Genomic DNA, 11,418 nt, shown 5'->3' with positions numbered 1-11,418 from the left:
CATACATATATATGTATGTAAATTGAAATTTAATAATTGGATTGATTTGTGTCGGAGTGGGTGTAGCATCAATTATAAGTGGTTGGATGCAGATTCAAATGTTTCAATGATTAAAATAAAGTTGATGTTACGTATAAAGGCGATCAAGTTATTATTAAGGTAAGAGTAGTAAATAATTGGAGACGAATTTCACCCATTAACACAAGCAGAGGAAACTTAGTTCTTAACATCCCATCTATATCAATGGACCAAGTTAAAATTAGTAAAATTAAGGAGAGATTATGGAAGTGAAATTACGGAAATTCATCATTGCAGGCACCATTTTATATACAATTTTAATTTTATATTTTTTGTTCTTTGCTTTTAATAGAGTAGATCATTCAACCAGTAATTATGGATATACATTTATGTTTGTTCCGGAAAAAGTTCCTCTTCGATTTCCAGAACCAACTTTTTCATGGTTATTCCAATTTGGAAACATTGCAGCTTTTATCCCTTTTGGAGTAGTAATGCCTTTGTTGTATCGTTCCAGTTTTGGGAAGTTCATATCCTTGTTTGTTTTGACGATTCTCGTTCTGGAATCGCTGCAGGCTTTAACTTATCTTGGCAGCTTTGATGTAGATGATGTTATATCCAATACATTAGGTGCAGCGATAGGTTTTATCGCCTATAGAGTTGGATTTTCTTCAAAAATTTCTTATAAAAAGCTTATTGCTTCGGCTCTATCTATTGGTGTTCTTCTAGTTGGGGTAATCGTGGTCTCGGAAACTATCAATTATGTTGTAGCGACAAGAGAAAGCCCGATTCAAGCATTACACGATGTGAAAGAAATGAATGGAACCATGCCTATGGCTGAGAATCTTCCAAGTTTCACCGTAGCTGGCAAGAAAATAGAACCTAAAATGAACCTGTATAACAGTGAAGGGGATAAAAGCAAATCATACACTTACGTCTTGGGGAACAAGAAAGATATGATACTCTATTCTTATTTTGGCATTCCAGACAATGGTGATTTCAAGGGAGAAGTCACTATACTGGCAGATGGAAAAGTAAGAGCTCAGTACAATGAACAATATAATAATGGGGCAGAACATTTAATCTTACCGTTTTTTGACAAAGTAAACGAAATTACGATTGTCCTTTCCGGGAAAGCTAAATTATGGGACGTTGGATTCAGTGAAATGAAGCATTGGTGGGAGTGAAGAATTAAGATTGTAAGGGACTTGCTTTGCAACGTTTTCAACAAATATGGCACGATTGTAGAGCAGACAGACAGATAGAAAATAATTAAACTTTTTTATAAAATCGAAACTTAAATCTGCTGGATAAGAATCCATTTTGATCAAACTTTATTTCAAAGCAACAGCAGCATCAAATAGAATTTGTGCCGGAAAAGGAATGACCATTACTCGTTTTAGGTACAAGCCTTGCAAACACAACTAAATCAAACAAAAACTGATTTGCAAGCACAAGAGAAAATGAAAACGCAATATATGAATGGATTAAATAATCAGTATGGATGGACAATCTAACAGTTGCCGATTTAGATAGAGTTTTAACAGGTCAATTAAGTGGCTATGGTGCTACTTTTTATGAAGTTGGACATAAATATGGTATTGATCCAAGAGAGCAACAAAACACACAATAATAAGTTTTTTAGACTAAAATAAAACAATAGCAGATGTGTTAGTTGAATAAATGAAATGTTGTTGTAGAAAATGAGGTCATATGTTGTACGAAAGGTATACTCTCTGTTCATCTATCCTTTCCTTTTAGCCCTATATAATGTGTGACATTATAATAAATTATTAAACTATAGGGCTTCATAATTATTTTCTTGACTTTTAATAAAAAACTTTGCTTCTCTTTTTTTATTGGAGGAAATGACGATGTGTGAGTTTGAAATAAAGTCACGATGTTTGTAAAAAAGTTACGATAGGGACGCTTTTTCTTATTGAAGTAACGGATTGTGGGATAAGTGAATGATAATCCACCTCTCTTTTGAACCAATTTTTAACCCATTTGGAGAATTTAAATGGCAAAAGCACCATATAAAATTATGAGAGGAGGAGATTCATAACATGCAGATTATGAACAAATATTTTCGTGGAACTGCTAGTATGGTATACATGATGACCAATAATGAAGTGATGAATCAAATCATTGCCTTTTACAGGGACATGAATGGAATGCTCACTTTTGTCGGATCATCCCCAACTTATGGAAAAGGTACTGGAACAAAGGAAGTCTCCACTGCAACAGCAAATGATGGTATCGATCCCCTTGCTTCGCAAGGCGCCCTAACTTTGTCCCGTGATAGACGTTTCCTACTTGCCGTTAACGCAGGAAGCCATAGTATCAGCAGTTTCATCATAACCGATAGCGGAACACCTGTCATCGTGGATGTAAAGCCATCTGGAGGTGCTCAGCCAAATAGTGTAGATGTGTTTGGTAATCTTGTCTATGTATCAAATGTAGGTAATCCCGCAAACAATTTTACATCCAATATCACAGGTTTTTACATCGATGATAACGGACGCCTTACTCCTTTTCTAGGATCCACCCACTCCCTCAGCACTTTCAATGCTCAACCGGCGCAGGTTCTCTTTACTCCTGATGGCAGTAAGATCCTTGTAACCGAACTTACTTCAAACCATCTCAGTGTATTCCATGTTAATAAAAATGGTATGGTTACAGGACCAATCGTTAATGATTCTTATGGTCAAGGACCATTGGGTGCATATTTTTTATCCTCTGGAATCCTCTTAGTTACAGAAGCAGTTTCAAATGCGCTGTCATCTTATTCTTTGAGCGATGACGGGATCCTTCAAGTGATCAGTGGCTCTGTACCAAACGGATATAAGACTGCATGCTGGGTTATACCAACAAGGGATGAGCGTTTTGCATATATTACCAACACTTTAAGCGGCATCATATCCACCTACCGAATTGAGCCCAATGGAGCGCTGTCGCTGGTGAGGCATATTACCAGTACACCGCCAGGTACAGCACCTGGTCTGCCGATGGATGTCGGGGTGAGTAAAGATGGGCGGCATTTTTACACCCTTAACGGAAATCAGGGTACAGTCTCAGTATTTAATATACAAGATGATGGTAGTCTGGTTAGAGTGCAGGTTGCTGCCTGGACTAATATTCCTTATCTTGGATCACAAGGGTTGGCTGTTCTTTGATTCTATCCGTTCACTATATTGAGTTAATAGATGAGTTGCTAAAAACAAGGCTGCCGACAGATTGGTAGCTTTTTTAACGGTTCCCTATATACATTAAGTAAATACGCTCTTTTACTTAATGCTCAGTATTCCTTAATAATTGTATTGGTTTTATAAGGTGAAAATTGATATTTCTTATTCAACTAAAGGATGCTTTACTTCAATATTAGGAGCTGTTATCAGCTTCTTTTGGTTATCCTGCTAACAGGCAGGATTGTTGAATAGCAATTGAAACTATTTATTGGTTCAATAAGTCTATTTTGGATAAAGGGGTGAATACAATTAGAAAGCTTATTATTGCAATTATTATCATTGGATTGGTTGTTATAGGTTTATTTGTCTTTGAACCATTTCGTTCAGAACCACCTACACCAACTGTCACAGTAGGAAATACAAAAATTGCCACTACACAAGGTTCATATTGTTGGAATGGATTATTATCAGCCCAGTGTGTAGATAAGATTTATACAAGTCCGCTAGATATGGCAAAAGAACATAAACCAACAGTTGTATCTCCAAATGAAGAAATTAAATTTGATTTTAAGAAAGAACCGATTGCTGAAACACTGGAAGTAGAGAAATGGATTGATAAAGATAATATAGAAAACATTGAAGTGAAAAATAATTCAATTGTGGCTCCAAAAGAAAAAGGAATATATGTCTTTCATATATTAGCTGATTGGGAGCAAGGAGACGGAAATTATGCGTTCTCTATTGAAGTAAAATAAATAATTCTTTTTATTCCACTCCCTAAGTGACAATACAGGCTTTTATCTGTGCATTACTAAGTTTATTAGTTCCCGAATTTTTCACCATACAAATTAAGCATTCTAATGAATATTGAAAATAAAAAAAGAAGATACATAAACGATCCTCAAAAATCATATTTAGTAATGATTACTGGAAATTCAATTTTGGAGGCCATATTAATGAATGAAAAACATCATAAAAAGAGGGAAGCTTTTTTAGAGGAAAGCCATTATGAGAATCGAGACATCACCAATCAGACAGCTAAACTTCATTCTCAGACGATCGGATCTGGAGGACCCGTACTGGAACAAGATAGTGTACTACATGAAACCTTACAAGAATTTATACATGAAAAGATTTTAGAAAGACCTGTTCATGTAAAAGGATTTGGTGCATTTGGTTATTTTCAAACGATATATTCAATGTCTGAACATACAAAACTGAGCTTTTTACAAAATTCTAATCAGAAAGTTCCTGTTATGGTTCGCTTTTCGTTAGCTGTCAGTATAAAAGGGACACCTGATACATCTAGAAATGTAACTGGTTTTGCTACAAAATTTTATACAAAAGAAGGCGTTTTTGACCTTGTTTGTAATCACATTCCTGTCTTTTCTATTCGTGATCCGATACGTTTTCCGGAATTTATCAATGCATTTTCACCTTCACCCAAAAATAATTTAATTGATCCTAATAGCATGTGGAGCTTTGTAGCAAGAACGCCTGAATCGATGCATTTTGTTGTACGTTTATACTCTGATGCTGGTACGGTAAAAAGCCTTCGCCGCATTCCAGGACATAGTGTAAATACATATGTTTGGAGAAATGCTCAAGGTAATAGAAAGTACGTTAAATATCATTGGTACCCATTTGAAGGTGTACAATACATTGGTCGCAAAGAGGCAAATAGGCTAGCCGCTGAAAATCCTGATTACGCTGGTAAAGATTTACACGATGCGATAGCGGGTGGTAAACCGGTGGAATATGGCTTATATGTACAGCTGATGGACCCAAAGGATGAAGAAAATCTTTCTTATGATCCTTTAGACGATACAAAAGTATGGGATGAAAAAGAATATCCCCTAATACCAATAGGCAAAATGGTACTAAATAAAAATCCTGATAATTATATGGAACAAGTAGAAAAAATAGCCTTCTCCCCTTCAAATTTACTAGACGGCGTAGAATTATCTGATGATAAAATTTTGCAGGGGCGTGCCAATATTTATAGTGATTCTCAAAGAAGAAGAATCGGAACTGAATTTCGTAAATTGCCAGTTAACCAACAGCAAAATTGGACACCAAATAGTCAAATTACAAGTGGTAATGGAAGATATATTGAAGGCAAACTAGAAAGAACTTCTATTACAAGGCAAGATGATTTTGGTCAAGCTGGTGAATTCTATACAAGGTTAAGTCAAATAGAAAAAGAACATCTTGCCGAAAATTTAGCTAATGATTTGAAAGTCATATCTGATGATATTAGAAAGAAAGTTATGGTGTATTTCGGTAAAGTGTCATCTGACTTAGCAAATAGAATTGAGATTGAAATGAAAAAGTGATAAGGAGACAAAAAACATCATTATTACGATTAAATTGTCCTATACGCTAAGTATAACGGCCTCTAAATACTTTTTACCACTCTCGATAGACGCGTAAATATTCATTATTTCTGATAAATCAACAGATACGCCCCTAAAACGTTGGTGTTCAGAAATCCAGCTAATCTTCTCATATGAAGGTAGCTGGGTTTTTTAAGTTAGATGTGCAAAATAACACTTAAAATATACGCAAATTATCGGTCAAATTGACAAGGAGGAAGGAGAATTCTTTCGGGTAATTCGTTAAATTATCCTTCGATTTTATTGCAAGATTGAAGGATATGAAGCTTTTTTCTCGAATATAGCAGAAGAATAAAATGAAATGGAAGACCTGAGGAAAGAAAGCTTTCACTTTAGAAATGCAGTCCTTCAATATTACAAACGTAAAGGTGGAGATAAGGTTGCGTAACGAGCATATTTTGTTAGTTGACGACGAGAAAGGCATTTTGACAATGTTGAAAACGCTATTAGAAAAAGAAGGATTTAAACGGATCGTTACGGCAACCACGGGAGAGGAAGCTATGCTCCAGGTGGAATCTGCTTCATTTGATCTCGTTGTGCTTGATGTTATGCTCCCTGATACGGATGGATTCGCACTGTGTCAACAAATCCGCAGGCATACGTCGGTTCCCATTCTATTTCTGACCGCCCGCTCAGGTGATTTCGATAAATTAACGGGACTTGGCATCGGAGGGGATGATTATATCACCAAGCCGTTCTATCCTTTGGAAGTTGTGGCGAGAATTCAAGCACATTTGCGTCGACAAAACCTGTATAAATCTCCTACTCAACTGAAACCAGACATTTTGGATTTCGGTTTGTTTGTTGTTAACAAAAGCGCTGCTCAACTGATCGTAAATGGAATCGACACTCCTTGCCCGGCCAAAGAATTCGAATTGCTGCTCTTTCTGTGCGAACATCCTAATCAGGTATTTACCGCCCTTCAATTATATGAAAAGGTTTGGGGCATGGCTCTTTTGGGCGATGAAAAAACTGTCGTTATTCATATTTCCAGACTTAGAAAAAAACTTGAAGCCAATCCGTCTGATCCTAAACTCATTGTAAATTTACGTAACATCGGCTATAAATTTGTTTCACCGCAAAAGGTGGTTACCGATGAAGTTTAAATTCCGTCTGGGGCTTCGTCTTGTAGGACATGTAATGATCAGTCTTGTTCTACTTTGTTTGGTAATAAGTGCTGGTTTATCGATTCTAACAGAATTGATTTTACCGCAAGAGGGGGATAAGCAGGATAATTGGGTGTTGATCAGTTTGTTCATCATTATGGTATGCTTTTTGATCGTTTTCGGTTGGTCAATAGGAAAGCCACTTTATTATATTATTGGTTGGATTAATCGTCTGGCCAACGGAATATACGTTGATCCGGAGAAACATCAGAAGATTTACTCTAGCAAAGTGAAGAAACTAAAAAGACCGTACCGCTTGTATAAAGAGCTGATTAACCAATTGCATACATTATCTGACGTTTTGGAGGATAGCAAGATGGAAAGAAGCCGGGTAGACAAAATGAAGACGGAGTGGATCGCCGGTATTTCCCATGATTTAAAAACCCCGCTCACTTATATCAAAGGGTATTCTTCGATGATGCTTTCCTCCCAATATGACTGGACTAAAGAAGAAGGAATAAAGTTTCTGATGGAAATCGAGCAAAAGGCCAGCCATATGGAGGATCTTATCAGTGATTTGAATTTATCTATTCGGTTGGACGAACGGCAGCCCCCTTTAAAGTGGGAACAAACAGATTTGATAGAATTTGTTCGGCGAATCGTGGTTGATGTGACCAACGATCCTCGTGCTGTCGGATACAATCTATCTCTCGAAACTACTGAATCACATGTTGAAACGTTGCTGGACGTTAAGTTGCTCCAACGGGCACTGCACAACATTATGCTCAACGCCATTCTTCACAATCCTGCAGGTACAAACGTTAAAATTCATATAATGAGGAACTCCCATCTGTACATTGATATTGCGGATGACGGAATAGGGATGGACGAGGAGGCAATTGACTGTCTGTTTAATAGGTATTACCGTGGAACCTCTACAGATGTACTTTCAGAGGGTACCGGACTCGGTATGGCTATTGCGAAACAGTTGGTGGTGGCGCACGGGGGAGACATCAATGTGACTAGCGGTGTTGATGAAGGAACCTCAATATCCGTTAAGTTGCCGCTACATAATTAAGCTGTGTTTTGTCTGTCGTTTACTTTCGGTTTACTTTCATGCGATACAATATTCTATGAAACCAGGTTGTGCTGCCGCGTCAGTCATATGCTTGATGACTGATGGGGCAAGTCAATTTAGGTTTATATTAGAGTAGTAAGGGGTGAAGGTATGCTTCTGGAGATACACCAAGTATGTAAACAATACAAGGGAGACGTATGGGCACTGCAAGACATTAACTTACAATTGAAGCCGGGAGTCATCGGTCTGCTTGGACCTAATGGCGCTGGTAAATCTACGCTCATGCGTATCCTTGCGACGATTTCACAACCGACGACTGGAACGGTCACGTGGAATGGGATAGATATTCGAAAGAAACCTGATGAGTTACGCTCCACACTGGGCTATTTACCTCAAGATTTTGGTGTGTATCCCCATCTAAATGCTATCGAATTTTTGGAATATGTAGCCGCCTTGAAGGGCCTAGGCGGCCGGCAGATGAAGACCCGGATCTTGGAAATCCTCGAACTTCTGAATCTTCATAATAACCTGAAGCGTCCAATCGGTAGTTTCTCTGGAGGAATGCGCCAGCGGATTGGCATTGCACAGGCACTGTTGAATGATCCAAGAGTGCTCATCATCGACGAGCCGACCGTTGGGTTAGATCCGGAAGAGCGTATGCGATTTCGTAGCCTGCTGTCGGACTTGTCTGGTGAACGGATTATCATTTTTTCAACGCATATCATATCGGATATTGAAGCGATTGCCGATCAAATTGCTATTATATCCAAAGGTCGATTACTGACGAAGTCGGATCCTGCTTTACTCTTGCACAATGTGCAAGGAAAGGTGTGGTCAGTCGTCATCCAAAATCAAGGATTACAGGAAGCGAGAACCAGATGGACGATTAGTGGCACAATTCGAAGAGAGGATGGACTGCAGCTTCGTATCATCTCGGATGAACCTCCGCTTCCACAAGCGATAGCAGTGTCACCTTGCCTTGAAGATGCATACTTGTACGTCAGAGTGGACAGGGAGGGTGCATAGCGTGGGTGTAATCCATACAATCTATCAAATTGCACGAGCCGATCTACTCGAAAGAATCAGACACTATTCATTTCTAGTCATTTTGGGAGTTACTATTTTAGCAGCTTATTTCTTCGTGCCCCCTGTGGAAGCTGGGTATGTCACGCTTTATCTTGATGAGTACCGGGGTATATATAACTCAGCTTGGGTAGGCGGATCGGTTGCTATCTCCACCACCTTATTTTTGACTTTGTTTGGCTTCTATTTGGTGAAAAATAGCATCCAGCGGGATGAACGATCTGGAGTTGGACAAATCATCGCATCGACCTCTGTGAAGAAACTGCACTACTTGATCGGAAAGGCGATCAGTAATTATGCCGTTTTGTTTATCATCGTAGGGATCGTCATTCTAGTTGCAATAATCATGCAGTTGGCTCGGGGAGAGGAGATGCGGGTAGAACTATGGTCTCTGTTGTCTCCATTTCTAATTATGACGCTCCCCACGATGTCTGTCGTTGCTGTCTTGGCTGTGCTGTTTGAAACACGACAGGAATTAAATGGCGGACTGGGCAATGTAATTTATTTCATTCTCTTCCTTATCTACTGTACCGGTTCAATTTACATGACGTTCGGTCCAAACGTCATAACGTCGTCTATGATAAAAGAGCTTACTTCAATTAAACCAGACTTTTCAGGTTCGTACAGTATCGGTATTCTTGTTCCTGATGCACCGCTAGAGTTGTTTGAATGGAGTGGCGTGGAATGGACCGGAGCCCTTCTTTTACAGCAGTTGTCTCTCTTTCTATTTGCCCTCTTGTTAATTCTTGTGGCCGTTTTGTTGTTCCATGGATTTAGGAATGAAGCAGGGAGAGAAAGGTGGAAACGGAGGAAATCCTCGAAAATATCGACCAGTGCGAATATACTCATTGATTTTGATAACGCTGGGATTGATTTGGAGGGAAAATATGAGTGTGTGGTCTCGAGAGTCCATGTGTCTACACTTACTCCTGCGACCGTTCATGATTCCTTTCTATCTATAGTGCATGCAGAATGGCGCTTGATGATGAAGAGCGCTTCACTGGGTTGGTATGTCGTCGCTGGCATCCTGTTTATCCTTTGTCTTGTTTTTCCCGTTACTACCTCATTACAATGGATGATTTGGCCTGTAGCCTGGATATGGCCGCTGTTGCTCTGGTCTGGAATGGGAAGTCGGGAAACACGCTATCAAACGCAATATTTAATAGCTTCTAGCCCATGTTTTTCCACTCGTCAGTTAGCGGCGGTGTGGGTCGCTGGCTTTTTGCTGACCTGCATTACAGGGGGAGGCATGATCATACGATTAATCCTTGAAGGAGATTTTGGACATTTAATGTATTGGGTTTCTGCTGTTTTTCTGATTCCAAGTTTATCTCTCGCCGCCGGAGTGCTAACCAAGACAAATCGTACCTTTGAGGTTTTATACATGATCATCTGGTATCTGGGTCCTTTTAACAAAATGCCTTATCTAGATTTTCTAGACACAAGATTAGCAGAGGGAAGCTCCTGGATGATGAGTTCAATTTATATAATAATCAGCATCGGATTAATAATGGTCACTTATGTGTTAAGAAAACGTTTAGCACAAGACTTTTAGTGGTGCGCAGATCATGAAAGTTGTTTGAATTATATGAAAAATGGAGGAAATAAATATGAAATCAAAATCATTTGCCGGTATCATGAAAAATTTTGTTCTTCTTGGACTTGCTATAGGTGTTTTCCTGTTCATACTGACGCAGTCGTTGATTGAGATTCCGATTGTTATCGGCACAACCTCCTATGAAGGTATGACGGCTTCACTTCTCCTACTGATCGGTTCACTGATTGTAGTGATCATAATTGGCTTTGTTGTTTCACTTTTCACCTATTCAGCGGGTAAAGAATAGTTCTACCTTCTTGGGTATTGCTATTATCCTGTAATTTAGGAATATGTTTCCTTACTTACAGATTTTATAGCATTGGAAATGAGTAAAATTATGGAAAAACGTGATGACCTGTAAAATAGGACAGCCGAGGTATTCAGTAATTCTCAAAGGACAGATTCCAAAAGCAATGAGGTTTTACAGTGTGAAGCTCCGTTAATCTTCTTAAACTAGTATTAATTAGACAGATGAAAGTAATTTGAAACAACTTTATAGAGCCTGGCTACGTATAGAATGTAGTAAGGCTCTTATCTTTTTTAAACAAAATTCAATAACTTTATTATCGCTATACAGCAACAAACGGACAGCATTCCTGTAATGAATGAACTGAGTTTTCATTAGTAAATCGTTTAAATTTGTGAATAATTACACTTAAAGTAAAAGGTGCTTTAGTTGAAGAAGAAAGGACATAACATATAACAATAACGATTATGAATGGGGAAGTAAGTGTCGGTTAGCTTCCGTTCAATTACACCTGAAGAATTTGCGAAACTAAGTAAATTTGTTGATAGGCAAGCTAACAAATTTAAATAATTTAAGAGTAACAAAGGCAACTTAAATTTAGTCTCTGATCATTTTTTTTCTTTTCTTATAATACGACGAGCAGATTAGCTTAAAAAGAAAGTAGAGAGTTTTTACATTTCCTCTTAATAACATATAATACTATTATAA

Annotated in this window: 10 protein-coding genes; all 10 read left to right on the top strand. The window is 38.3% G+C overall.

All coding sequences use genetic code 11. The features are described 5' to 3' along the window. Nucleotides 1-281: 281 nt before the first annotated feature. Nucleotides 282-1,202 (top strand): VanZ family protein, encoded by a 921-nt coding sequence (locus V7014_RS25260; RefSeq protein WP_335511557.1) that lies wholly within the window; start codon nt 282-284, stop codon nt 1,200-1,202. A gap of 317 nt (nt 1,203-1,519) precedes the next feature. Further along, nucleotides 1,520-1,648 (top strand): hypothetical protein, encoded by a 129-nt coding sequence (locus V7014_RS25255; RefSeq protein WP_335511555.1) that lies wholly within the window; start codon nt 1,520-1,522, stop codon nt 1,646-1,648. A gap of 433 nt (nt 1,649-2,081) precedes the next feature. Then, on the top strand, nt 2,082-3,191 hold the full coding sequence (locus V7014_RS25250) for a lactonase family protein (protein ID WP_335511553.1): 1,110 nt from the start codon (nt 2,082-2,084) through the stop codon (nt 3,189-3,191). Nucleotides 3,192-3,490: 299 nt separating this feature from the next. After that, nucleotides 3,491-3,958 carry a hypothetical protein gene (locus V7014_RS25245; protein WP_335511551.1) on the top strand — a complete coding sequence of 156 codons (468 nt, stop codon included), beginning with the start codon at nt 3,491-3,493 and terminating at the stop codon, nt 3,956-3,958. 201 nt (nt 3,959-4,159) lie between these two features. Further along, complete coding sequence (locus V7014_RS25240; protein ID WP_335511559.1) at nt 4,160-5,539, top strand: catalase; 1,380 nt, start codon at nt 4,160-4,162, stop codon at nt 5,537-5,539. A 440-nt stretch (nt 5,540-5,979) separates the two neighbouring features. Further along, on the top strand, nt 5,980-6,705 hold the full coding sequence (locus V7014_RS25235; RefSeq protein ID WP_335511550.1) for a response regulator transcription factor: 726 nt from the start codon (nt 5,980-5,982) through the stop codon (nt 6,703-6,705). After that, nucleotides 6,695-7,783, top strand: a complete 1,089-nt coding sequence (locus V7014_RS25230; RefSeq protein ID WP_335511548.1) for a sensor histidine kinase — start codon at nt 6,695-6,697, stop codon at nt 7,781-7,783. The genes V7014_RS25235 and V7014_RS25230 overlap by 11 nt, the downstream gene beginning before the upstream one ends. A gap of 150 nt (nt 7,784-7,933) precedes the next feature. Continuing rightward, nucleotides 7,934-8,809 (top strand): ABC transporter ATP-binding protein, encoded by an 876-nt coding sequence (locus tag V7014_RS25225; RefSeq protein ID WP_335511547.1) that lies wholly within the window; start codon nt 7,934-7,936, stop codon nt 8,807-8,809. Nucleotide 8,810: 1 nt separating this feature from the next. Further along, nucleotides 8,811-10,421 carry a hypothetical protein gene (locus V7014_RS25220; RefSeq protein WP_335511545.1) on the top strand — a complete coding sequence of 537 codons (1,611 nt, stop codon included), beginning with the start codon at nt 8,811-8,813 and terminating at the stop codon, nt 10,419-10,421. Between the two features lie 55 nt (nt 10,422-10,476). Next, nucleotides 10,477-10,710: a hypothetical protein gene (locus V7014_RS25215; RefSeq protein ID WP_335511543.1), complete on the top strand. Its 234-nt coding sequence runs from the start codon at nt 10,477-10,479 to the stop codon at nt 10,708-10,710. Nucleotides 10,711-11,418 lie beyond the last annotated feature (708 nt).

The organism is Bacillus sp. JJ722 (assembly GCF_036963345.1).
Classification (GTDB): Bacteria; Bacillota; Bacilli; order Bacillales; family DSM-1321; genus Bacillus_AD.
Note: the sequence above shows the minus strand (reverse complement) of the source record. Positions and strands in the feature narration are given on the sequence as shown.